Source organism: Pseudomonas sp. RIT-PI-o (assembly GCF_001297215.1).
Lineage (GTDB): Bacteria > Pseudomonadota > Gammaproteobacteria > Pseudomonadales > Pseudomonadaceae > Aquipseudomonas > Aquipseudomonas moraviensis_A.
In genome coordinates this window covers 25,204-48,117 of the sequence record NZ_LHPA01000004.1, presented here as the reverse complement: position 1 = coordinate 48,117, position 22,914 = coordinate 25,204, and the positions used below count along the sequence as shown (strand labels likewise).

Sequence of the window (22,914 nt, the reverse complement as noted above, 5' to 3'; positions counted from 1 at the left end):
ACTCTTGCGATCCACAGGACTCCGTACGACGTGAACATCACCACAACCCACAATAAAAAATCCCCTTGGTTGCCACTGGCGCTGGCGCTCGCGGTCAACACGGCGATGCCGTTGGCGTTTGCCGCCGAAGCCATTCATATCCGCGCGCAGCCGCTGGGCCAGGCCTTGAGCGAGCTGGGCCAGCAGACCTCGCTGCAGCTGTTTTTCAGCCCTGAGCTGGTGGCTGGCAAACAGGCGCCAGCGGTCGACGGCGACCTCTCGCCGAAGCAGGCGCTGCGCCAGTTGTTGCAGGGCAGCGGCCTCGATTACCAGATCAATGAAGGCTCGGTGACGCTCGCACCGGCCGCCACTTCTGCCAGCAGTGGTCCGCTGGAGCTCGGCGTGACCGACATCAAAGTGGTCGGCGACTGGCTCGGTGACGCCGATGCGGCGGTGGTGCAGAACCATCCCGGCGCACGTACGGTGATTCGCCGCGAAGCGATGGTCGAGCAGGGCGCGATGAACGTCAGCGACGTGCTCAAGCGCGTGCCCGGTGTGCAGGTACAGGATTCCAACGGCACCGGCGGCAGTGATATTTCCCTCAACGTTGGCGTGCGCGGTCTGACTTCGCGTCTGTCGCCACGCTCGACCGTGCTGATCGACGGCGTGCCGGCGGCGTTTGCCCCGTACGGCCAGCCGCAACTGTCGATGGCGCCAATCTCCTCGGGCAATCTCGACAGCATCGACGTGGTGCGGGGCGCCGGTTCCGTGCGTTACGGGCCGCAGAACGTCGGCGGCGTAATCAACTTCGTGACTCGTGCGATTCCGGAAAAAACCACCGGTGAAATCGGCACCACCCTCGAGACCACGCAGTACGGCGGCTGGAAACACATCGACACGGCGTTCCTCGGCGGCACCGCCGACAACGGCATGGGCGTCGCACTGTTGTACTCCGGCGTCAACGGCCACGGCTATCGCGAACGCAACAACGGCAATGACATCGACGACGTGCTGCTCAAGACGCATTGGGCGCCGACCGATCAGGATGATTTCAGTCTCAATTTTCACTACTACGACGCCAGCGCCGACATGCCCGGCGGCCTGACCCAGCGTCAGTACGACGACAAGCCGTACCAGTCGGTGCGTGACTACGATCAGTTCAGTGGCCGGCGCAAAGACGTGTCGTTCAAGTGGATTCGCCAGATCGATGAGCGCACTCAGGCGGAGATCCTCACCTATTACACCGACAGCTTTCGCGGCAGTACCATCGCCGCGCGCGATCAGCGCACCCTCAGCTCGTACCCGCGTTCCTATTACACCCTCGGCATCGAACCGCGCGTGTCGCGAGTGTTCGATGTCGGCCCGACCACCCAGGAAGTCAGCGTTGGTTATCGCTATCTGAAAGAAGCAATGCACGAAGAATCCAGCCGTCTGGCGCTGGTCAACAACCAGCCGGTGGTCACACCGACCTCCGACGGCCATGTGTTCCAGGATCGCACCGGTGGCACCGAGGCCAACTCGGTGTATGTCGACAACAAGATCGACGTCGGCAACTGGACCATCACGCCGGGCATCCGCTTCGAACACATCAGTACCGACTGGCATGACCGCGCCGTGCTCGACACGGCCGGCCGGCCGGTCCCGGAAAAAAACCGCAGCATCGAAAGCAACGAACCGCTGCCGGCGCTGAGCGTGATGTATCACCTGTCGGACGCCTGGAAGCTGTTCGCCAATTACGAGACCTCGTTCGGCAGCCTGCAGTATTTCCAGCTGGGCCAGGGCGGTTCGGGTGACAGCACCGCCAACGGTCTGGAGCCGGAAAAGGCCAAGACCTACGAGATCGGCACGCGCTACAACGATGATGTCTGGGGCGGCGAAGTGACGCTGTTCTACATCGACTTCGACGACGAGCTGCAATACATCAGCAACGACGTTGGCTGGACCAACCTCGGCGCCACCAAGCACCAGGGCATCGAAGCGTCCGTGCACTACGACATGGCGGCACTCGACCCGCGCCTCGATGGCCTGACCGCCAATGCCGGCTTCACCTACACCCGCGCCACCTATGAAGGCGAGATTCCCGGCTTCAAGGGCCGCGATCTGCCGTTCTATTCGCGGCAGGTGGCCACGGTCGGGTTGCGTTACGACATCAATCGCTGGACCTGGAACATCGACGGCTTCGCCCAATCGAAACAACGTTCGCCGGGCACCGGTGTGAATGCCGATGGCAGCTTCAACGGCAACTACATCACCGAAGGCACAGCGGACGGGCAGTATGGCGACATTCCGGGTTACGTGACCTGGAACGTGCGCGGCGGGTATGACTTCGGCCCGCAGGTGTCGAATCTCAAGCTCGGCGCCGGGGTGAAAAACGTCTTCGACAAGCAGTACTTCACCCGCTCCAGCGACAACAACTCGGGGATGTATGTCGGCGCGCCGCGCACGTTCTTCGTGCAGGCCAGCGTCGGTTTTTAAAACACAAGATCAAAAGATCGCAGCCTTCGGCAGCTCCTACAGGATGTTCGCCGATCCCCTGTAGGAGCTGCCGAAGGCTGCGATCTTTTGCTTTAGACCTTCAGGACTTTCCCACCGATCGCCACAGCGACCAGCAACACCGCCATCAGTCCAAAGGCAAAACTCAGGCTGCTGGCATGGGCGACAAAACCGATCACCGCCGGCCCGGCGAGAATCCCTGCGTAGCCGAGCGTGGTAATCGCCGGCACCGCGATGCTTTCCGGCATCACCGTCTGCTTGCCCACTGCCGTATACAGCACGGGAACGATGTTCGAGCAACCGGCGCCGACCAGCGCGTAACCGACCAGCGCCGCTTGCCAGCTCGGCGCGAAGGTGGCGAGAAACAACCCCGTCGCAGCCAACAGCCCGCCGAACAGGATGATCCGCGTGGCACCCAGCTTGCGCACGATGCGGTCACCCAGCAGACGTCCGACGGTCATGGTCAGGGCGAACGCTGCGTAACCCATTCCCGCGTACGCCGTGTCGATTCCGCGTTCCTGGGCGAGGAACACGGCGCTCCAGTCCAGCGCCGCGCCTTCGGTGAGGAACACGATGAAGCACATGCCGCCGATAAACAGCACGATGCCGTGGGGAATGGCGAAGGCCGGGCCGGAGCTTTCACTGCCGTAGGGCAACATGTGCGGCACGCACTTGAGCAAGGCGCCGATCAGCAAAACCACCACCACCAGCATCGCCGCCAGCGGCGTCAGGCCGAGGCCGAGCAATGCGCTGACGCCCGCCGCACCGACAATGCCGCCGAGGCTGAACAAGCCGTGGAAGCCCGACATCATGTGCTTGCCGCTGGCGCGCTCGACGATCACGGCTTGCAGGTTCACCGTCGAATCCACCGTGCCGAGGCCGGCACCGAACATGAACAGCGTGGCGATCAGCGCCGGGATCGACGATACCGTCGCCAGCAAAGGCAGCGCCGCGCAGATCAGCAACGTGCCGCCGGTGGCCACACGTCGGCAACCAAAACGCGTGGCAAGAATTCCCGCCAGCGGCATCGCCAGAATCGAACCGACGCCCAGGCACAACAGCAATAACCCCAGCGTGCCCTCATCCAGCCCGGCCCGCGCCTTGGCATACGGCACCAGCGGCGCCCACGCGGCGATGCCGAGGCCGGCGATGAAAAAAGCGACGCGCGTGGACATCTGTTCCAGGCGTCCGGGGACGAACGTGTCTTGGGGGTTGAGGCTGGTCATATCGATCCTTGGCAAAAAAACAACTGCATCCCGAGTGACATTCTGACGGCGTTGAGGTTCGATCTCAGGCCTTCGGGGCATAACGGTGAACATCCTACCCTGTAGGAGTGAGCCTGCTCGCGATAGCGGTGTGTCAATCGACAATTTTTTAACGGACACACCGCTATCGCGAGCAGGCTCACTCCTACAGGGGATTGCGGTTTACAGTTGGATTTTCGCCAGCACGGAATACGGGACCAAGGCATGACGAGCTTCTTCGACGCACGCGGCAATATCTACGCTGTGGTCTCACCCCAAGCCTTGCGCGAGGCCGGGATTGCTTTGCCGGCCAGCGCCGCCGAATGTGCCACGTCTCGGCAGCAATGGAGCAAAGCCGCCATCGCCCTGTGCTGCCATTGGCCCGACGGCCAGCGCCCGGCCAACAGCAAACCGCACCGCAGCGATGGTCTGCTGATCGGCCCGTTTCAGAGGTCTGCACCGTTCGATGTGCTGATTGTGAACACCGACGGTAGCCTCGCCGAACGCAGTGGCAACGGCCTGACGATTTTTTCTCAGGCGCTGACCGAGCAAGGCCTGATGCCGGCGCAGGGTGCAGTGTTGCGCGTTCATCATGACAAGGGCGAGGCGCTGGAAACCTCGGTGAAACCGGCCGAGGTCGAAGGCGTGTGCGGTTTCTGGCTTGATCTCGGTCAGCCCGGATTCGGCGCGCAAGCCGTGGGGGCGCAGTCAGTTGAGAGCGTTCACTTCAATCACCGTGACGTCAGTCATGTCCGGCCCCTGGCACAACTCGATCCCGACTGGACCCACAGCCAGTTCGTGCGCATCGGCAATCCGCACTGCGTAACGCTGCTCAGCGATGCGGCCGCGTTGCCGGGCAACCAACAGATGCGTGAATCGCCCCTGAACGAACGGCTGACCGCAATTGCCTATGCCATGCCCACCGGTGCCGGCAATCCCTGCCCGGCGGGCGTCAATCTGCAATGGGCTGCGCTGGCGTCACCGCAGCAAATCCTTGCCCGGGTGTTCGAGCGCGGCGAGGGGCCGACCGCGTCATCCGGCACCAGTGCCAGCGCAGTGGCGTGTGCGGCGTGGCGGGTGGGTTGGGTTGAGGCGGGGGAAGTGCAAGTGATCATGCCTGGCGGCACTGCACCGGTTTTGCTTGAGGTTTCAGAAGGGGAGTTGCTGCGCGTCAGATTGTTTGGCACGGCGCGGTTGATCGCTTGATTCGGCCACTAGCGATGCTCTTGTAGGAGTGAGCCTGCTCGCGATGGCGGTGTGTCAGCCACATTTCCATCGACTGAAAGAACGCTATCGCGAGCAGGCTCACTCCTACAGGGTTTGCGGCAAATGGAATATTTGCATTCGACTCAGCGCAATTCTCAGCTGAACTCCACCACCGGCATCTGCCGTTTCATCAACACCTTGCCGCCACGAATCGAATACAGCGGCAGACCCTGGCTGCGGATCACCTCGTAATCGCTGTCCGCCGACAGAATCAGCAGGTTCGCCGGGCGGCCCTGTTCCAGGCCGTAACGCTCGCCCAGGTGCATGGCTTTGGCGCTGTTGTCGGTGACCAGGTCCAGCGCGCTTTGCAGGTTGCGATAACCGAGCATGTGACAGATGTGCAGACCCGCTTCAAGCACGCGCAGGATGTTGCCGTTGCCCAGCGGGTACCACGGATCGACGATGGAATCCTGGCCGAAACACACGTTCATCCCGGCTTCGAGCAGTTCGTTGACGCGGGTGACGCCGCGGCGTTTCGGGAAATTGTTGAAACGTCCCTGCAGGTGGATGCTTTCGGTCGGGCAGGAAACAAAACTGATCCCGGAATGGCCGAGCAGGCGGAACAGTTTGGCGCAGTAGGCGTTGTCGTAAGAGCCCATCGCCGTGGTGTGGCTGGCGGTGACGCGGGCGCCCATGTCGCGGCTGCGCGCTTCTTCGGCGAGCACTTCAAGGAAGCGCGAATGCGGGTCGTCGGTCTCGTCGCAATGCACGTCGACCAGGCAGCCGGTGCGCTCGGCCAGGTCCATCAGAAATTTCACCGAACTGACGCCCTGATCGCGGGTGTATTCGAAATGCGGAATGCCCCCGACCACATCGGCACCCATGCGGATCGCTTCCTCCATCAGCTCGCGACCGTTGCGGAACGACTCGATGCCTTCCTGCGGGAACGCGACGATTTGCAGGTCGATCAGGTGGCGGCTTTCCTCGCGCACTTCGAGCATGGCTTTGAGCGCAGTGAGTTGCGGGTCAGTGACGTCGACGTGGGTGCGCACATGCTGGATGCCGTGGGCGGCCAGCGCCTGAATGGTCTTCTTGGCGCGGGTCTTGGTGTCTTCTTCGGTAATGGTGACTTTGCGCTCGCCCCAGCACTCGATGCCTTCGAACAGCGTGCCGCTCATGTTCCAGCGCGGCTCGCCGGCGGTAAGGGTGGCGTCGAGGTGAATGTGCGGCTCGACGAAGGGCGGCACCACCAGATTGCCGCCGGCATCGAGGTCATCCGGGCCGAGGGTCGGCGCTTCGGTCTGGCGGGCGATGCTGTGGATCAGGCCGTCTTCGAGGTGCAATTCGTGCAGGCCTTCCTGGTTGCGCAGGCGGGCGTTGATGATGTGCATCAGGCGAATCCTTTTTATAGGTCTTGTAGTGGTGCGCTGAGGCGACGGGCGCCGAGCACACCGGTGACGATGACATACGTTAGCGCGGCAGCGGCGATCCCTACCAGCGGCGCGACCCATGGCGAGCTGAACGCAGCGACGGTGCCCACCCCATAGGCCCCGAGCCCCGGCCAGTTGAACGCCGGCAACCGTGCGTCGGCCAGACGCGGATAGTGCCCGCGCCAGCGGTAGAAGAAGTCAGCCATGATCACCCCGCCAATCGGCGGAATCACCGTGCCGAGCAGGATCAGGTACGGCACCAGCATGTCGTACATGCCGAGGAGGGCGAGCAGGGTGCCAATCACCGCACCGCCGAGGGTTACGGTTTTGCGCCGCCCGGTACGCAGCAGGTTGCAGCCGGCCACGGCAAAGTTGTAGATGGTGTTGTCCTGCGTACTCCAGATGTTCAGCAAGAGCATGGCCATCGCGGCCATGGCGAAGCCCTGCAACAGCAGCACTTCAACCACGTCCGGCTGCTGATAGACGATCGCGCCGTATGCGCCGATCAGCACCATCAGGCCGTTGCCGATGAAAAAGCCGATCAGACTGGCGAGCACTGCCACCCGCGCCGAACGCGAAAATCGCGTCCAGTTGGTGGCTTGCGTAGCGCCGCTGACGAAAGTGCCGAACACCAGGGTGATCGCCGTCGACCAATCCAGCGAACCCGTCGGTATCACGCTGAGCAAACCTTCGAAGCCGCCGACCTTCACCGTCGCTACCCACATCGACAGCATCAGCAGCAACATCATCGCCGGCACCGCGATGTACGAGAGAATTTCCAGTCCGCGATAACCGATGTACGCCGTGGCGCAGAAGCCCAGACCGAACAACACCATCAGGCCGAGCACCGTGGCCTCATTCAGATCGAAGTATTTGCCGATCACCACCGCCGCCGTCGCCGTGCCCCAGGCGTACCAGCCGATCTGAGTGAAACCGAGGATCAGGTCGCTGAGCTTGCTGCCGACTTCGCCAAAACAGAACCGCCCCATCAGCACCGAATTGAGGCCGCTCTTGAAGGCGATGTAACCCAGGCCCGCGGCGTACAGACCGAGCAACAGGTTGCCGACAATGATCACCGCCATCATCTCGGCAAAACCGAACGCGACCCCCAGCTTGCCGCCGGCAAACATGGTCGCGGTGAAAAACGTGAAACCCAGTAACACCATCGCCGTAGAGGCCAGGCCTTTGCGCGCGTGCATCGGCACTTCACTGAGCGGGTAATCGTTGCCGGAGGCGTTCTGCGTCATGGGGCAGTCCTTGCTGGAAGGGGAAGACGCAGGAGGGTTGCAGCGGTCGTGCCAAACGCGGTCGGGCTGGGTATGTATAGACGACACGGCGAAGTCAGGCGCGAAAACGGTGCACCTGACCACACCGAAGCCCAATGTAGGAGCTGCCGAAGGCTGCGATCTTTTGATTTTGATTGTAAAAAACAAAGATCAAAAGATCGCAGCCTGCGGCAGCTCCTACAGAGGTGTCTGTGTGGCTTATTCCCCGCGATAAATGCAGCCGCTGGTGCACGTCTCATGAATTCGGATCGCGCTGAGTTCCGGCAGCAACGGCTTCATCTCGTTCCAGATGAATTTGGCCAGCACTTCGCTGGTCGGGTTTTCCAGACCTGGAATGTCGTTCAGGTAGTTGTGGTCGAGGCGTTCGTAAAGGGGCTTGAAGAACGCTTTGATCTCGGAGAAATCGCGAATCCAGCCAGTGTGCGGATCAAGGTCGCCGCTCAGGTGCAGCGCGACCTTGAACGAGTGACCGTGCAGGCGTCCGCACTTGTGGCCGTCGGGGACGTGGGGCAGGCGGTGGGCGGATTCGAAGGTAAACTCTTTGAAGATTTCCACGGTATTTTCGGCTCTGTTCAGATGGCGTTCGCCGCAGCGATTCGGGCAGGCGGCGAGTTTATCAGCTTGTCTTTGGCCGTGCTGACTAAAGGGTCAGCAAGCGGTCGGCGAGGCGACCGCTGGCCGTCAGTTCGAGGAATTCATCGCCCAGTCGGCGACTCTCGTCCATCGCCGCGTGCCAGTATTTCTGCCGGCTCGGCGCATCGCCCATGAAGCGTTTGAAGTCGTTACGATCGGGCAGCTTGCCGTAGGGCAGGCGCGCCAGATATTCCTTCGACGGCGCGACCAGCACTACGTCCTGCAAACGCTGCACCGAGGCGCGGCGCCACGGCAGGGTCTTGTCGAACCAGCCGGGGATCACCCGATCGGTGAAGTGCGGATAAAGCACGATGCCGTCGCCGCTGTAGGGAAGGTCGAGGTGATAGTCGAGCAGGCCGCCGTCGCGGAACGTACCTGCGCCGGCGCCGGGCAAGTCGCGCACGCCTTCCATGACCATCGGAATCGACCCCGAAGCGAGCAGGGCCTGACGCAGGTTGCCGGCATTGAGGGCAACGAAGCGCGAGGGGAAATCGGTCAAGGCATCGAGCGGCGGGGCGAGGCGCGGATCGTGGATGATCAGCCGTTCGAAGTGCCGCGACAGCCGGGCGCGCCCGCGCAGGTTGTCGGCGATCACCGAACCGAGTGCCAGACCGAGGCGCCCGCGATGGTCTTCGGCGAGGCGGCCCTGACTTTTCACCACCATGATGTTGAGGCGGTAATCGCGGTTTTCGAGGATGCTCGCGTCGCGGCCGTCGAGCAGGTCGTTGAGCATGCGCTGCGAGCTCTGACTGATCTCGGCCATGGTCACGCCTTTGTTGAAATTCTGCTCGGCGTACAGCTGACCGAGGCGGCGAATGCCTTCGGCGGCGTCCGGCAGGCAGGCACTGGCGAAGCGCCAGGAACCCACCGAGGCGCCGATCAGCGAACGCTCGCGCGGCGCACTCGGCAGCCACTCGCCGAACAACGCCAGATCGAGCCCCTGAATCCCCAGCGCCTTCGGCCCACCGGCCGCACCGGGCAGGGTGCCGACGTCAGCGGCGTGCAAGCCCTGCGCACGAATCCGCGCCATGGCCCGCGGGCCGGCCTTGAGGGTGAGGGCGGGGAACTTGATGTGGATGGCGGTCATACCGGTCTCGATCGTTAGCAAGCTGCGAATTATAAGCCGATGTTGCGAACCCTTGTAGGAGTGAGCCTGCTCGCGATAGCGGTGCATCAGTGGCAGATGTGTTGGCTGACACACCGCTATCGCGAGCAGGCTCACTCCTGCAGAGTCTTGTTCCAGGCGGTGGATTGGTAATGAAAAGGGCACAATGATGGCCATTCAGTTTCAGTTAAGTTGACCCCGCTAAGGTGCCCACCGTATGCAACATATAAGAATTCGGAGACACCATGAAAACCCTGACTGCCCTGACCACTGCCTCGCTCATCGGCCTCACTGCCAGCACCGCTCACGCGCGCGATCTCGGGCCTGACGAAGCGCTTCGTTTGCGCGACGCTGGTACTATCGTCTCCTTCGAGACGCTCAACGCCATCGCGCTGGAAAAACACCCCGGTTCGGAAATCACCGAAACCGAGCTGGAGGAAGAGTACGGCAAGTTCATTTACCAGATCGAACTGCGCGACCCGAAAGGTGTGAAGTGGGATCTGGAGTTGAACGCGGTAGATGGTGAAGTGCTCAGGGATCATCAGGATACGTAATGAAGCTGAATATTCGCGCCACCCGCCTGACGGCGCTGGCGCTGGTGTTGTTCTGCACCACTGCCATGGCCCGCGACCTTGATCAGGACGAGGCACTGGCCCTGCGTCGTGATGGCGTGATCCTGCCGCTGGAGCAAGTGCTGCAGCAGGCCATGGATCGCTACCCCGGTGCCAAACTGCTGGAAGTCGAGCTGGAAGAAAAACACGACGTGTACATTTACGAAGTCGAATTGCTGACGGTCGAAGGCGTGGCGCGCGAGCTGCACTTGAAGGCCGATACCGGCGAGTTAGTCAAAGACAAGGAAGATTGATCGATGCGTTTGCTTCTGGTGGAAGACCACGTACCGCTGGCCGACGAATTGCTCGCCGGCCTTCAGCGCCAGGGCTACGCGGTGGATTGGCTGGCCGATGGCCGTGACGCGGTGTATCAGGGTAGCAGCGAGCCCTATGACCTGATTATTCTCGACCTCGGCCTGCCCGGCGTACCGGGGCTGGACGTGCTTGCGCAGTGGCGCGCGGCCGGTCTGGCGATACCGGTGCTGATCCTCACCGCGCGCGATTCCTGGGCCGAGCGCATCGAAGGCCTGAAGGCCGGCGCGGATGATTACCTGACCAAACCGTTTCACCCGGAAGAGCTGTTCCTGCGTATTCAGTCGCTGTTGCGCCGCTCCAAGGGCCAGTCCAACCAGCCCACCCTGCAAGCCGCGGGCCTGCATCTGGACGAGGGCCGCCAGTGCGTGGTTCGCGACGGCGCCGACATCCAGCTGACCGCCGCCGAATTTCGCCTGCTGCGCTATTTCATGCTGCACCCCGAACAAATCCTCTCGAAAAGCCACCTCGCCGAACACCTCTATGACGGTGAGACCGAGCGCGATTCCAACGTCCTCGAAGTCCACGTCAATCACCTGCGGCGCAAGCTCGGCAAAAGCGTCATCGAAACCCGTCGCGGTCAGGGATACCTGTTCGGCGAGCAAGCTTCATGAGATCAATCCAGCGCCGGTTGAGCCTGGGTTTGATCAGCGTGATGGTGATCGTCGGTCTGGTGCTGGCGCAAACCAGCCTGTGGTTATTCGAAGTCGGCTTGCAGCGCTACCTCGAAGCCGGCCTGCGCAATGACAGCGAAAGCCTGCTGGTGGCGCTGGTGCGCGGCCCGCAAGGGTTGCAGCTGGATGAGCGGCATCTGTCGCCGGCCTATCAGCGGCCATTTTCCGGGCATTACTTTCGCATCGACTTCTCTGACAGTCACTGGCGCTCGCGCTCGTTATGGGATCAGGATCTGCCCTTGCTCGACCACCCGGGGCTGCACAGTAACCTGCAACTGGGCCCCGGCGGGCAACGCCTGCTGATATTGCGTTCGGACTATCGGCGCCTGGGCCAGTCGATCTCGATCAGCGTCGCCCAGGATTACACGCCGGTCAGCGACAGCTTCCAGCGCATGCGCCAGATCGGCCTCGGCCTGGGGCTGGCGGCGTTGTTGCTGATCCTGTTCCTGCAGCGCCTGACCGTGCGCCGCGCCCTCAAACCACTGGAGCGCGCGCGCGAGCAGATCGCTCAGTTGCAGCAGGGCCAGCGCTCGCAACTCGACGATCAGGTGCCGGTGGAACTGGAACCGCTGGTGGCGCAGATCAACCATTTGCTCGCCCACACCGAAGACAGCCTAAAGCGCTCGCGCAATGCCTTGGGCAACCTCGGCCACGCGTTGAAAACACCATTGGCGGTGCTGCTGAGCCTGGCCTCCAGCGACAAGCTCGACGACCATCCCGAGCTGCGCAGGATTCTCAAGGAACAACTGGAGCAGGTGCAGCAGCGCCTGAATCGTGAACTCAATCGGGCGCGGTTATCCGGTGATGCGCTGCCCGGCGCGTTGTTCGATTGCGATGCCGAGCTGCCGGGGTTGCTGGCGACGCTGAACATGATTCATGGCGAACACCTGGCCTTGAGTTACGTCGCACCGCCGGGCCTGCAACTGCCGTGGGATCGCGAGGACTTGCTGGAACTGCTCGGCAACCTGCTCGACAACGCCTGCAAATGGGCCGATGCCGAGGTGCGCTTGAGCGTCATCGAGCGCGCTGACGGCTTTGCCCTGAGCGTGGAAGATGACGGGCCGGGAATCCCCGAGGAACAACGCGCTCAGGTGTTCAGTCGTGGCACGCGGCTGGATGAGCAGACCCACGGGCATGGGCTGGGCCTTGGCATCGTGCGGGACATCGTCGATACCTGGGGCGGCTTGCTGGTGTTGGGCGAGAGCGAGTGGGGCGGGTTGAAGGTGGTGATCGAGCTGCCTCGGCGGTGAGCCTTTTAGAAGCCCCTCACCCTAACCCTCTCCCGGAGGGAGAGGGGACTGACCGAGGTGTTTATTCGAGGTACACCGACGTGAGATACCGAGCCGAACTCAGGTTTTGAAAGCATCACCGTGATCTGAGTACCGAGCCGAACTCAGGTTTGAATGGCGTGAAGATCGGCTCCCTTTCCCCCTCGCCCCCCTTGGGGGAGAGGGCTGGGGTGAGGGGGGAATCTGACTGACACCCCGCAATCTCAGATCAAACGCGAAACTGATCCATCAGCCGCTGCTGCTGGTTCGCCAGGCTATTGAGCGACTGGCTCACCCGCGCCGATTCATTCGCCTGTCCCGACAAGGATTCGGTCACATCGCGAATCGTCGCCACATTATTGTTGATCTCCTCGGCCACCGCGCTTTGCTCTTCGGCGGCGCTGGCGATCTGCAGGTTCATGTCGCTGATCACCGTCACCGCATCGCCGATCTGCCGCAGCGCCGTTACAGCCTGGCCCACCTGCTCGACACTGCCCTGGGCCTGACGATGGCTGTTGCCCATCGAGCCGACCACTTCCTGCGTACCGTTCTGCAATTGCTCGATGACCTGGCGGGTTTCCTCCACCGACTCCTGGGTGCGGCGCGCGAGGTTGCGCACTTCGTCGGCGACCACCGCGAAACCGCGTCCGGCTTCACCGGCGCGGGCCGCTTCGATGGCAGCGTTAAGCGCTAGAAGGTTGGTCTGCTCGGCGATTGCGCGAATGGTTTCCAGCACCGTGCCGATCTTCTCGCTGTTGGCAGCCAGGCCCTCGACCTGCACCATCGCTGCGCTCATGTCGGCGGCGAGGGTGTCGATGCTCGCGGTGGTGCGATCGATCACCGTCAGGCCTTGGCGGGTAGCGCGGTCGGCGTCCTTGGCGGCTTCGGCGGCCTGCGCGGCGCTGCGTGCGACGTCCTGCGCAGTGGCGCTCATTTCATGGGAGGCGGTGGCGACCTGATCGACCTGACGGTATTGCTGCTCCATGCCAGCGCTGGTCTGGGTAGCGATGGCCGAGGACTGGTCGGCGGTATTGCGCGCGTCCTGCACCGAGCGTTTCACCTCGGCGATGATCGGCTGCAGCTTGTCGAGGAAACGGTTGAACCAGCCGGCCAGTTGCCCGAGTTCGTCCTGCTTGTCATAGGCCAGGCGCCGGGTCAGATCGCCTTCGCCGCTGGCGATGTCTTCAAGCATGTGCGCGACGCCGAGGATCGGCTTGGTCACGCTGCGCGCCATCAACCACACCAGTAGCAAACCGATCAGCGCGGCGAGCAGGCCGAGGCTCAGTTCGATCAGCGTGCCCGAATTATTGCTCGCATCCAGTTGCTGCTTGAGCGCTTCGGCGCGGCTGACGAGGACTTTTTCCGGCACGTCCAACAACACGCCCCACGCCGGCCCGCCGGGAATCGGCTGGAACGGCGACAGCACTTTCAACTGGCCGTTGCTGTGCAGACTGCTCACGCCAGTGCTCGAGGCGAGCAGGCGCAGCAACTCGCTGCCGCTGGCCTGATCCACCGCATCCAGGCGCTGGCTGAGCTTGCCGGCATCCGGGCTGTAGCCGGCGAGCAGGCCGGCAGGGCTGACGATGCTTACCGCGGTCTGACCGTCATAAAGTTTGCGACTGGCATTCTGGCTGATCGCTTGCAGGCTGTTGAGGTTGATGTCGACCGACAACGACGCAATGACTTTGCCGTTGACCTGCAGCGGGAAGACGATGCTGGTCATCAGCACTTTCTGCCCGTCGATGACGTAGAAGTACGGCTCGATCACGCAGGGTTTGAGGGTGGTGCGCGGGCAGGTGAACCAGGCGTTGGCGGCTTGACCGCTGGGGCCGGTGCTGGTGTCGCTCATGTCGCTTTCCGGCAGCGCCATCGAGGTGACTTTGCCCGGGGTCGGCTGCGACCAGTACAGGGCGAAACGGCCCTTGTCGTTGCTGCCCAGCTCAGCCTGATCGGCGAACAGTTCATCCTTGCCGTCCAGCGCGTTGGCTTCAAACACCAGCGACAGGCCGAGCAGGTCGGGGTTGGCCTGCAGCGCGGACTTGACCTGACGGGTCATGTCCTCGCGCAGGTCGAAAGCATCGAGAAAACGCTTCTCGGCCTGTTCACGCAAGAACAGCACCTGCCGCGAGAAACCGTGGCCGTACTGATAGGCGTCCATGAACTGCTGGCGAATGCCGGCGGCCTGCACTTCACCTTGCGATTCGATCCGCGCCTGCGCCGATTCGGTGAGCATCTCCATGCTCGAGGCCTTGACCAGCGCCGAGCTGTGTTCCATGCGATACAGCGAAAGACCGACCAACTGGGTCACGATACCGGCCAGGCAGAGGCCGGCGAGCAGGGTGATTTTCCATTGGATGGAAAGTTGTCTGAGCGACATGGAAAACATCCTTATCCGATAAATATCTGAGACTTTGCACTGTAGCGGCTGCGTTTGCGCTTTCTTTATCCCTCCAGCGCAATATGACCAATTGCGCATGCGATCCATGTAGGAGCTGCCGAAGGCTGCGATCTTGCGTTTTTGCTCTGGAACAAGATCAAAAGATCGCAGCCTTCGGCAGCTCCTACAGGGCCGTGTGACTTTGACAAGGACTGTTCGCTGCGGCACAGTGCGCGCCCTCTAATAAGACCCTCTTTGCAAATCCGCCGGCCAATTCCGGGCGGACTCATCCTGTCTGGCGGTGTGTTTTCACCCGCAGTGTTTTTTGAGGTAGTGAAATGAATGCAGTCATAGCAGCCGTCGGCGTCATGCTGATCCTCAGCCTGTCGCGCGTGCATGTGGTGATCGCGCTGATCGTCGGGGCGCTGGTTGGTGGCCTGACCGGTGGTCTGGGCATCGAAGCGACGCTCAAGGCGTTCAACAGCGGCCTGGGTGGCGGCGCGACGGTGGCGTTGTCCTACGCCTTGCTCGGCGCTTTTGCCGTGGCGATCGCCAAATCCGGCCTGGCCCATGCGTTGGCCGACAAGGCCCTGGCCATGGTGGACCGGCAACACGCGACGGGCGGCGGTAACGTCAAATGGCTGTTGATCGGCCTGCTCTGGGTGGTCGCGATTGCTTCGCAGAACATCCTGCCGATCCACATCGCGTTCATTCCGCTGCTGGTGCCGCCGCTTCTCTATGTACTGACCAAGCTGCAACTCGATCGCCGTTTGATCGCCTGCGTCATGACGTTCGGCCTGATCACTCCGTACATGTTCCTGCCGGTGGGCTTCGGCAACATCTTCCTCAATGAAATCCTGCTGGCCAACGTCGCGCGCAGCGGCGTCGACATCAGCGGTATCAATGTCACCCATGCCATGGGTATTCCCGCGCTGGGCATGCTGGTCGGCCTCGGCATCGCGTTTATCAGCTATCGCAAGAAGCGCGTCTATGACCTGGCGAAGATCGAACAGGTCGAGCAGACCGCGGTGCAGTACAACCCGCTGAGCCTGATGATTGCCGGTGTAGCGATCGCCGCCGCGTTCGTCATTCAGCTGTTGTTGGACTCGATGATTATCGGTGCGCTGGCCGGGTTTCTGATCTTCTCGGCATCGGGCATCGTCAAGTGGCGCGAGACCGATGATCTGTTCACCGAAGGCATGAAGATGATGGCGATGATCGGCTTCATCATGATCGCCTCGTCCGGTTTCGGCGAAGTGATCAAGGCCACCGGCGAAGTGCAGACCCTGGTAGAAGCCTCGGCGGCGTGGATCGATCACAGCAAGGGCGTCGGTGCCCTGATGATGTTGCTGGTCGGGCTGCTGGTGACCATGGGCATCGGCTCGTCGTTTTCCACCGTGCCGATTCTCGCGGTGATTTTCGTGCCGCTGTGCGTGCAACTGGGCTTCAGTCCGATCGCCATCGTCTGCATCGTCGGCACTGCCGGTGCGTTGGGTGACGCCGGATCGCCGGCCTCGGACTCGACCCTCGGCCCGACCTCCGGCCTGAACATCGACGGCCAGCATCACCACATCTGGGACACCGTCGTACCGACTTTCCTGCACTACAATTTGCCGCTGTTGGCGTTTGGCTGGGTGGCGGCGATGGTTCTCTAAACGGCCCACCAACCCCCTTGTAGGAGTGAGCCTGCTCGCGATGGCGGTGTATCCGTCGCCTCATCCGCTGACTGATACACCGCTATCGCGAGCAGGCTCACTCCTACAGGGGATCGGGTTATTTCCCGGACTCAACTTTTGCCCCGGCGTGCCGTTAAAGCCTTTAACCACGCCAACAAAATCAAAAGAGTGAGTCCCCTGATGCGCCTGAGTCTCAAGGCTAAAGTCCTGTCCCTTGCCGTTCTGCCGGTGCTGCTCTTTGCGCTGGTCATCAGCGTGACCACGCTGTTCATCCTCCAGGAACAGGCGCGCAAGGAAGTCGAACAGACCCGCGAGCGGCTGCTCAGCGATGCCAAAGCCACCCTGCAAAGTTACGTCGCCGTGGCCATGACCACGATCAAACCCCTTTACGACGCCGCTGCGCCGGGCGACGACGCGGCGCGGGCGCAGGCGATCAAATTGCTCTCGGGCATCCGCTACGGCAAGGACGGTTACTTCTTCGGCTACGATTCCGAGACCGTGCGCCTGTTCAAGGCCAACGACCCCGACGGCGTGGGCAAAAGCTTCAAGGACAACCGCGATCCGAACGGCGTCTACGTCAACCTCGGCCTGGTCAAAGTGGCCAAGGACGGCACCCACTATCTGCAATACAGCTCGCCGTTACCAGGCAACGCCAAGGTGCTGGTGCCGAAACTCGGCTACACCGAATACCTGCCGAAGTGGGACATGGCGGTCGGCACCTCGGTCAACCTCGACGGCATCGAAGCGCAAGTTGCGCAGGTCGAAGCGCAAGTGCAGGAGCGTGTGCAAGGCGTGGTGCTGAGCATCGTCGGCGTTGCCGTGTTGGTGCTGCTGGTGATCGCGGCGGCGGGCATGCTGCTGGCCAACACCATTCTGCGCCCGCTGACGCAAATGAAAGCCAGCCTCGACGACATCGCGGCGGGCGAGGGCGACCTGACCCGGCGCCTGAACATCACCAGCCAGGACGAACTCGGCGAACTGGCCGGCTCGTTCAACCGTTTCGTCGACAAGATCCACGGTCTGGTGCGGCAGATCACCGAGATGACCACGCAACTCACCGGGCTGGTCACCCAGGTCTCGGAACAGGCGCAGCGTTCCGATCAGGCCATGGAGCGTCAGCGCCACGAAACCGATCAGGTCGCTACGGCGATCAACGAAATGTCCGCTGCCGCCCAGGAAGTCGCCAAGAGCGCGCAGAACGCCGCCGTCGCCGCCCAGCAGACTGACGAAGAAGGCCAGAGCGCCAAGCGCGTGGTCGCGGGCAGCATCAAACAGATTCATGCGCTGGTCGATGACATCCGCAACAGCGGCGTGTCGCTGGACAGCCTGCAGCAGGACGTCAGTTCAATTGTCGGCGTGCTCGGGGTGATCCGTTCGATTGCCGAGCAGACCAATCTGTTGGCCTTGAACGCAGCCATCGAAGCGGCCCGTGCTGGCGAGGCCGGGCGTGGTTTCGCCGTGGTCGCCGACGAAGTGCGCGCGCTGGCCAGCCGAACGCAGATCAGCACCCAGGAAATCCAGGGCATGATTGACCGCTTGCAAGCGGGCACGCAGCAGGCGGTCGAGGCGATGCGCCGCTCCAGCGAGGCCGGCGACGGCACTTCCCAGCAAGCTAATCAGGCCGGCGCGTCGCTGGATGCCATGGCCCAGTTGATCGCGACGATCAACTCGATGAACGCGCAGATCGCCAGCGCAGCGGAAGAGCAGACAGCGGTGGCCGAAGAGATCAACCGCAGCGTGCATCAGATTGCCGTGGCGGTGGACAGCGTCGCCGATGAAACGCAGTTGGGTGCGCAGACCTCGCGCAGTCTGGCGGAGCTCGGACAGCGGCTGGGCAAGCTGGTCGGTCAGTTCCGTATCTGATCGCCTGAAAAGCCCCTCACCCTAGCCCTCTCCCAGAGGGAGAGGGGACCGATTGGGGGATATTGCGGGATTACGCCGACCTGAAAGTCCTGCTTTGAATCCATAATCGACGCGGTTTTTCAGGTCGATGCAGGGGGGGGTACACCTCGGTTGGTCCCCTCTCCCTCCGGGAGAGGGCTAGGGTGAGGGGCTCTTGATCTTCAGGCTCTGTCCCAATAGGGAATCTCGCCAAAGCATTCAACAAAAAAATCAATCACTGTGCGCACCTTCACCGACAACCGTCGGCTCCCCGGCCACAGCACCGCGATCTGCTGCGGCTCCAGACTGTTCGACACCTGATACTCCCCGAGCACCGGCACCAGTGTGCCTTCGCGCACCGCTTCGCCAATCAGCCACGACGGAAACATCACCAGCCCCAGCCCTTGCCGAGCAGCCTGGGTGAGGGTGTCGGCGTGGTTGCCGGTGATCGGGCCTCTGACCGTGTACGGCGTCCAGTCCTCGCCCTCGCGGCGGAAAAACCAGCGCTGCTGACCGGCCGCGCCTTTGTAGGCCAGGCACTGATGCTGTGCGAGTTCGTCGGGATGCTGTGGGGTGCCGTGGCGCTGCAGATAGGCCGGGCTGGCGGCGACCTGAAAGCGGTGCGGAGCGAGGATCCGAGCCTGCATGCTCGAGTCGTGCAGCGCACCGATGCGAAACAGCAGATCGGCGCCTTCCTGCAACGGATCGACGTAATGGTCGGTTTGCTGGATGTCCAGTTGCAGCTTCGGATAGCGCGCGCAGAGCTCGCCCAGCCACGGCGTCAGGTGGCGTTGGCCGAACACCACTGGCGCGTTGATCCGCACCAGTCCGGTGGGTTCGCTTTGCTGCTCCTGCAACGCTTGCTCGGCTTCTTCCAATTGCACCAGCAGCAACCGCGCATGATGGCCGAGCGTGCGCCCGGCTTCGGTCGGGGTGACGGCACGGGTGTGGCGGTAGAGCAATTGCTGATTCAGCGCCTGCTCCATCAACTGGATCTGCCGCGAGATAGAGGAGGGCGCCACGCCTTCGCGGCGGGCCACTTCGGAAAAGCTGCCGTGGTCGAGGACCGCTACAAACAGCCGTAACGCCTTGAATCCGAGTTCATTAAGCCCGTGCATGCTGTATCTCGCTGTGCGTTTTGCGCAAAAGTGTTGTCCGGATGCTCCCATTTATCGCACAGCGGCGCCAGCCGATAATCCGCGCCATTGTTTATGAGCGTGGAAGGTTGTGTATGCAGACGTTGGATGAGGGGTTGGTCGCGGCACCGGTGAAGCGGTCGGTGTTACGTCTGTTGTTGCTGCCGCTGGTGATTCTCGCCGGCATGGGCTTGTCGGTGGAGGCGGGGTTGCTCGGGCCGCTGGGCGAGCAGGTCGGACATTTGTGGGCAACTTTGAGCATCTTCGGCGTGGGCTCGGCGATTCTGTTTTTGCTGCTGCTGTTCGCCGGCCCGCGAAAAGGTCCGGCGCTGACCGAACTGCCACGCTGGCAGTTGATCGGCGGATTTCTGGGGCCGATCTACGTGGTGGTGCTGACGCTGGCGACGCCGCACATCGGCATTGCCATGACGATGATTGCGATTTTGTCCGGGCAGGTCGGCAAGAGTGTGCTGATCGACCATTTCGGCTGGTTCGGCGCGACGCGCAAGAAGGTCAACGGCGAGCGCTGGCTGGCGTTGGGTTTGATTGTGGTGGCTTTGGTTCTGATTGCGCGGGGGTGAATGATGGGTCTGGTGATTTTGCTGGCGGTGGTGGTGTTGGCCGGTGCGGTATTGAGTGTTCAGGCGGCGATCAATGGTCGCTTGGGTGAGACGGTGGGTGTGCTGCGTAGCAGTCTGCTGACCTTTGCCGTGGGTGCGGTGGTGACCGGGTTGTTGATCCTGTTTTTCGAGCCGGCGCAGGCGGTGAGTCTGCTGGAGGTGCCGAAGTGGCAGTTGACCGGGGCGCTGTTTGGCGTGGTGTACATGATGGTGATGGTCGGCGCGGTGCCAGTGGTCGGGACGGCTGTGGCGACCGTGGCGGTGATTGTCGGGCAGTTGGGGATGGGGATGTTGATCGACAATTTTGGCTGGTTGGGGAATCCGGCGATCGGCTTGTCTTCGAGCCGGATGCTGGCGATGGTTTGTTTGGCGGTGGCTCTGGTGTTTATGTATCGGAGTTCGCGGCAGGCGCAGTGATTTTATTTGTTTGATTGTGTACATATCCGTTGCTGCGGGTGTTGCGACTGGCGGTTTCGCCCTTACGGCGAGTCCCTTTTGGCAAACGCCCCAAAAGGAACCAAAAGGTCTTCGCCCTTACGTTCGGCCCGCTCGCTGGGGCTCGGGGTTCCTTCGCTGCGGGACCGATCCTGGCGCAGCGGCTCCGGTTTGCTTCGCTGCACCTACACTCGCTGTGTACGACTGCGTCGTACGGTCGCTGCGCTCCCACGCCTGGATCGATCCCTCCGCTCAGCCTGCCGACGGGCTCTGAGATCAAGATCAAAAGCTACTCGAGCTTGCGCTCATTGTTTTGAGTGGTGAAGAGCGGGTGGTGCCTGCCTTGGTTTTTCTGGTGGGTTCGCCCCTCACCCCAGCCCTCTCCCGGGGGAGAGGGGGCCGATTTTTGGGCTTTTCAGATCTGCGTTCGACTCTGTATTCCACGTCGGCGGGTTTCTTGCAATCACCTCACCCTAGCCCTCTCCCTCCGGGAGAGGGCTAGGGTGAGGGGCTTTTGATGTCATGCGCAGGTCTGTGCTGCGCGAAGTCGTTCTTGTGGGAGCGAGCCTGCTCGCGAAAGCCATCTGCGCGGCGCCCAATCTCTCATCAATTGCCCAGCCTGCAAAATCACCTCCTACACTGTCTCTTACGGCTTACCACTCAAGCCCCAGACAACCACCACGCAAGGAGTCTGTCCCATGTCCGATAAAAAATGCGACTGCCCCGGCTGCAACTGCACCCTCAAAGAGGGCGAACATTCCTATGCTGTGCATGGTAAACACTATTGCTGCGAGGCCTGCGCTCATCACCACAAGCACGGTGAAGAATGTGCGATGAAGGGCTGCGGTTGCGCCCATCCGAAATAATCAGGGCAAAAAAAAGTGGAGCCTAATCAGGCTCCACTTCCATTTTCAGACTGTCGTCTTCTCGGCGCTCAAAGTGCCTCACCGCGCCTTGCAACGTTCGCCCCTTGACCTTGACCACCACGATCTTCGCTTGGTCCAGATCCTCCGGCACCGGTGCCTGGACGCACAAGGTGAAGCGGTAGGGGTCATCCGCCACCGTTTCCAGTGCCACCTCGCAATCCACCGTTTTGCTGATCTGGCCGAAGAAGGTGGTCAGGCCGTAATCCAGTCGGGCCGGGTGATAAGTGTCGGTCATCGTCGATTCCCTCTTGCGATTGCCAAGCCTGCGGTGAAGGCGATGGGGTCAGTTGGTCTGGCGCCAGGTGACGTTTTCCAGGCCGAATTTTTCTGCCATCGGTTTGCTGGTCTTTTGCACTTTCTCGCGGCCGAAGCGCGGGATGCGACCCACGCCCGCGTCGCAGCTTGCCCAGTGCCAGGCTTCGGCGTTGTCCATTTTGTCCGAGCGGATAATGAACGACTTGGGGGTGCCATGCAGTGTGTAGTCGATGACGTAAAGTTTTGCGTTGTTCATAAAGCCCGTATTCCTCCCTGTGGTATTAAACGGATCGCGCTGTGCCGAGAAAATTCAGTTGGATTGTCCGACGGTATCTATCGTTGGCGAGGGCGGGGCGTGCTGGTTACCATGGCGGCTTCGCCAACCCCCTGTGAACGCTCGCCATGGCCCTCGCCGCGCCCCCTGATCTGACCGACACCGATGTGCCCGTGCAACCGCTGGCGCGGACGTACCCGCGTGGTTTGTTCATCGAGCCGCACGAGCATGTCTGGGGGCAGTTGCTGTATGCGATGAGCGGGGTGATGTGGGTGGAAACCCCGCACGAAGCACTGGTGGTGCCGCCGCAGCGGGCGGTCTGGTTGCCGCCGGGGGTGCCCCACGGGATTCGCGTGGTGTCGGACTTGCAGATGCGCAATATCTACCTGCGCCCGGCGTTGGCGGCGACGCTGGATGCGACGGTGCAGGTGATCGAAGTCGGCGGTTTGCTGCGCGAGTTGATCGTCGGGCTGGTGGCGCAGGGCGATGATGGCGAGGCTGAGTATTACGAGGCGCTGGTCGGGCTGGCGTTGCTGGAGTTGCGGCGGGCAAGGCGTTCGCAACTGAAGATCCCACTGCCGGATGAGTCCGACCGGCGTCTGATGAACCTGTGTCAGGCAGTGATGGCCGCGCCGTCACTGGAGATCCCGTTTGAGCAGCACGCGGAAAACGCCGGGGCCAGCGTGCGCACTCTGGCGCGGTTGTTCAAGGACAGCCTCGGCATGGGCTTCGCCGTATGGCGGCGCCAAGTGCAACTGGCGACGGCGGTGGCGGCGTTGATTCAGGGCGTGGCGGTGAGCGTCATCGCTCGTGAACTGGGCTATTCACCGAGCAGCTTCAGCGACATGTTTCGCCGAGAGCTGGGCGTCGCGCCTTCGCAATTCTCCACTGGCTGAACACAACCCCCTGTAGGAGTGAGCCTGCTCGCGATAGCGGTCTTTCAGATGTTGATGAGTTGACTGACACTCCGCTATCGCGAGCAGGCTCACTCCTACAGGGCGTTGTGGTTACCTTTTGGTTTTGTCCGAAATTCAGAAGTCCTTGGCCGATACCGCTCCGTCCCTTTCCCTAGACTCTGCCCATCACTTATCGC

At 62.1% G+C, this 22,914-nt stretch carries 21 protein-coding genes and 2 pseudogenes; 13 read left to right on the top strand and 10 right to left on the bottom strand.

Annotation, left to right across the window (positions count from 1 at the left end; genetic code table 11):
* The first annotated feature begins 30 nt into the window (after positions 1–30).
* Positions 31–2,454, top strand: coding sequence for a TonB-dependent siderophore receptor (locus tag AEQ63_RS00245; protein WP_064361392.1), 2,424 nt, complete (start codon positions 31–33; stop codon positions 2,452–2,454).
* A 92-nt stretch (positions 2,455–2,546) separates the two neighbouring features.
* Here the strand turns inward: AEQ63_RS00245 and AEQ63_RS00240 are convergent, their stop codons facing one another.
* Complete coding sequence (locus AEQ63_RS00240) at positions 2,547–3,698, bottom strand: MFS transporter (RefSeq protein WP_064361391.1); 1,152 nt, start codon at positions 3,696–3,698, stop codon at positions 2,547–2,549.
* 243 nt (positions 3,699–3,941) lie between these two features.
* Here AEQ63_RS00240 and AEQ63_RS00235 point away from each other — a divergent pair, with 243 nt between their 5' ends.
* The gene (locus tag AEQ63_RS00235; RefSeq protein ID WP_064361390.1) at positions 3,942–4,922 is read left to right on the top strand and encodes a diaminopimelate epimerase; all 981 of its coding nucleotides are present in this window, start codon (positions 3,942–3,944) and stop codon (positions 4,920–4,922) included.
* Between the two features lie 155 nt (positions 4,923–5,077).
* Here AEQ63_RS00235 and codA read toward each other — a convergent pair whose 3' ends face one another.
* From codA to AEQ63_RS00215, 4 genes are all read right to left on the bottom strand, one after another.
* Positions 5,078–6,313: a cytosine deaminase gene (gene codA / locus AEQ63_RS00230; RefSeq protein ID WP_064361389.1), complete on the bottom strand. Its 1,236-nt coding sequence runs from the start codon at positions 6,311–6,313 to the stop codon at positions 5,078–5,080.
* 14 nt (positions 6,314–6,327) lie between these two features.
* Complete coding sequence (gene codB, locus AEQ63_RS00225) at positions 6,328–7,599, bottom strand: cytosine permease (protein WP_064361388.1); 1,272 nt, start codon at positions 7,597–7,599, stop codon at positions 6,328–6,330.
* Between the two features lie 237 nt (positions 7,600–7,836).
* Positions 7,837–8,193 (bottom strand): 6-carboxytetrahydropterin synthase QueD, encoded by a 357-nt coding sequence (gene queD / locus AEQ63_RS00220; protein WP_042609100.1) that lies wholly within the window; start codon positions 8,191–8,193, stop codon positions 7,837–7,839.
* A gap of 85 nt (positions 8,194–8,278) precedes the next feature.
* Positions 8,279–9,358, bottom strand: coding sequence for a hypothetical protein (locus AEQ63_RS00215; RefSeq protein WP_042609101.1), 1,080 nt, complete (start codon positions 9,356–9,358; stop codon positions 8,279–8,281).
* Between the two features lie 263 nt (positions 9,359–9,621).
* Here AEQ63_RS00215 and AEQ63_RS00210 point away from each other — a divergent pair, with 263 nt between their 5' ends.
* From AEQ63_RS00210 to AEQ63_RS00195, 4 genes are read left to right on the top strand one after another with little or no spacing between them, the layout of a single operon-like run.
* Positions 9,622–9,930 carry a PepSY domain-containing protein gene (locus tag AEQ63_RS00210; RefSeq protein ID WP_064361387.1) on the top strand — a complete coding sequence of 103 codons (309 nt, stop codon included), beginning with the start codon at positions 9,622–9,624 and terminating at the stop codon, positions 9,928–9,930.
* Positions 9,930–10,241: a PepSY domain-containing protein gene (locus tag AEQ63_RS00205; protein ID WP_042609103.1), complete on the top strand. Its 312-nt coding sequence runs from the start codon at positions 9,930–9,932 to the stop codon at positions 10,239–10,241. The genes AEQ63_RS00210 and AEQ63_RS00205 overlap by 1 nt, the downstream gene beginning before the upstream one ends.
* A gap of 3 nt (positions 10,242–10,244) precedes the next feature.
* Entirely contained in the window at positions 10,245–10,913 is a 669-nt protein-coding gene (locus tag AEQ63_RS00200) for a response regulator transcription factor (protein ID WP_064361386.1), read from the top strand.
* Positions 10,910–12,223, top strand: a complete 1,314-nt coding sequence (locus tag AEQ63_RS00195; protein WP_042609105.1) for a sensor histidine kinase — start codon at positions 10,910–10,912, stop codon at positions 12,221–12,223. Before AEQ63_RS00200 ends, AEQ63_RS00195 begins: the two co-directional genes overlap by 4 nt.
* A gap of 247 nt (positions 12,224–12,470) precedes the next feature.
* Here AEQ63_RS00195 and AEQ63_RS29205 read toward each other — a convergent pair whose 3' ends face one another.
* Together AEQ63_RS29205 and AEQ63_RS29200 are read right to left on the bottom strand one after the other, a co-directional pair.
* On the bottom strand, positions 12,471–13,226 hold the full coding sequence (locus AEQ63_RS29205) for a methyl-accepting chemotaxis protein (protein WP_371699990.1): 756 nt from the start codon (positions 13,224–13,226) through the stop codon (positions 12,471–12,473).
* Positions 13,227–13,328: 102 nt separating this feature from the next.
* A pseudogene (locus tag AEQ63_RS29200) lies at positions 13,329–13,475 on the bottom strand (HAMP domain-containing protein); the annotation flags it as partial.
* A 1,481-nt stretch (positions 13,476–14,956) separates the two neighbouring features.
* Between AEQ63_RS29200 and AEQ63_RS00185 the strand changes: the two are divergent.
* From AEQ63_RS00185 to AEQ63_RS29190, 3 genes and pseudogenes are all read left to right on the top strand, one after another.
* The gene (locus AEQ63_RS00185) at positions 14,957–16,273 is read left to right on the top strand and encodes a Na+/H+ antiporter family protein (RefSeq protein ID WP_064361384.1); all 1,317 of its coding nucleotides are present in this window, start codon (positions 14,957–14,959) and stop codon (positions 16,271–16,273) included.
* A 201-nt stretch (positions 16,274–16,474) separates the two neighbouring features.
* Positions 16,475–17,299: pseudogene (locus tag AEQ63_RS29195) on the top strand (cache domain-containing protein); the annotation flags it as partial.
* A 36-nt stretch (positions 17,300–17,335) separates the two neighbouring features.
* The gene (locus tag AEQ63_RS29190) at positions 17,336–18,157 is read left to right on the top strand and encodes a methyl-accepting chemotaxis protein (RefSeq protein ID WP_370695145.1); all 822 of its coding nucleotides are present in this window, start codon (positions 17,336–17,338) and stop codon (positions 18,155–18,157) included.
* Positions 18,158–18,357: 200 nt separating this feature from the next.
* Here AEQ63_RS29190 and AEQ63_RS00175 read toward each other — a convergent pair whose 3' ends face one another.
* Complete coding sequence (locus AEQ63_RS00175; RefSeq protein ID WP_064361383.1) at positions 18,358–19,293, bottom strand: LysR family transcriptional regulator; 936 nt, start codon at positions 19,291–19,293, stop codon at positions 18,358–18,360.
* A 113-nt stretch (positions 19,294–19,406) separates the two neighbouring features.
* Between AEQ63_RS00175 and AEQ63_RS00170 the strand changes: the two genes are divergently transcribed.
* The 3 genes from AEQ63_RS00170 to AEQ63_RS26990 all read left to right on the top strand — a co-directional run bounded on the left by AEQ63_RS00170 (position 19,407) and on the right by AEQ63_RS26990 (position 21,232).
* The gene (locus AEQ63_RS00170; RefSeq protein ID WP_064361382.1) at positions 19,407–19,892 is read left to right on the top strand and encodes a DMT family transporter; all 486 of its coding nucleotides are present in this window, start codon (positions 19,407–19,409) and stop codon (positions 19,890–19,892) included.
* A 3-nt stretch (positions 19,893–19,895) separates the two neighbouring features.
* Positions 19,896–20,348: a DMT family transporter gene (locus AEQ63_RS00165; RefSeq protein WP_039763438.1), complete on the top strand. Its 453-nt coding sequence runs from the start codon at positions 19,896–19,898 to the stop codon at positions 20,346–20,348.
* A 716-nt stretch (positions 20,349–21,064) separates the two neighbouring features.
* Positions 21,065–21,232: a metallothionein gene (locus AEQ63_RS26990; protein WP_080902506.1), complete on the top strand. Its 168-nt coding sequence runs from the start codon at positions 21,065–21,067 to the stop codon at positions 21,230–21,232.
* A gap of 22 nt (positions 21,233–21,254) precedes the next feature.
* Here the strand turns inward: AEQ63_RS26990 and AEQ63_RS00155 are convergent, their stop codons facing one another.
* Both AEQ63_RS00155 and AEQ63_RS00150 read right to left on the bottom strand, forming a co-directional pair.
* A complete protein-coding gene (locus AEQ63_RS00155; protein WP_064361380.1) occupies positions 21,255–21,527 on the bottom strand; it encodes a hypothetical protein in 273 nt (90 codons plus the stop codon).
* A gap of 48 nt (positions 21,528–21,575) precedes the next feature.
* Complete coding sequence (locus AEQ63_RS00150; protein ID WP_016775403.1) at positions 21,576–21,803, bottom strand: DUF6555 family protein; 228 nt, start codon at positions 21,801–21,803, stop codon at positions 21,576–21,578.
* A 146-nt stretch (positions 21,804–21,949) separates the two neighbouring features.
* Between AEQ63_RS00150 and AEQ63_RS00145 the strand changes: the two genes are divergently transcribed.
* Positions 21,950–22,717, top strand: a complete 768-nt coding sequence (locus tag AEQ63_RS00145; RefSeq protein WP_064361379.1) for an AraC family transcriptional regulator — start codon at positions 21,950–21,952, stop codon at positions 22,715–22,717.
* The last annotated feature ends 197 nt before the right edge of the window (positions 22,718–22,914 follow it).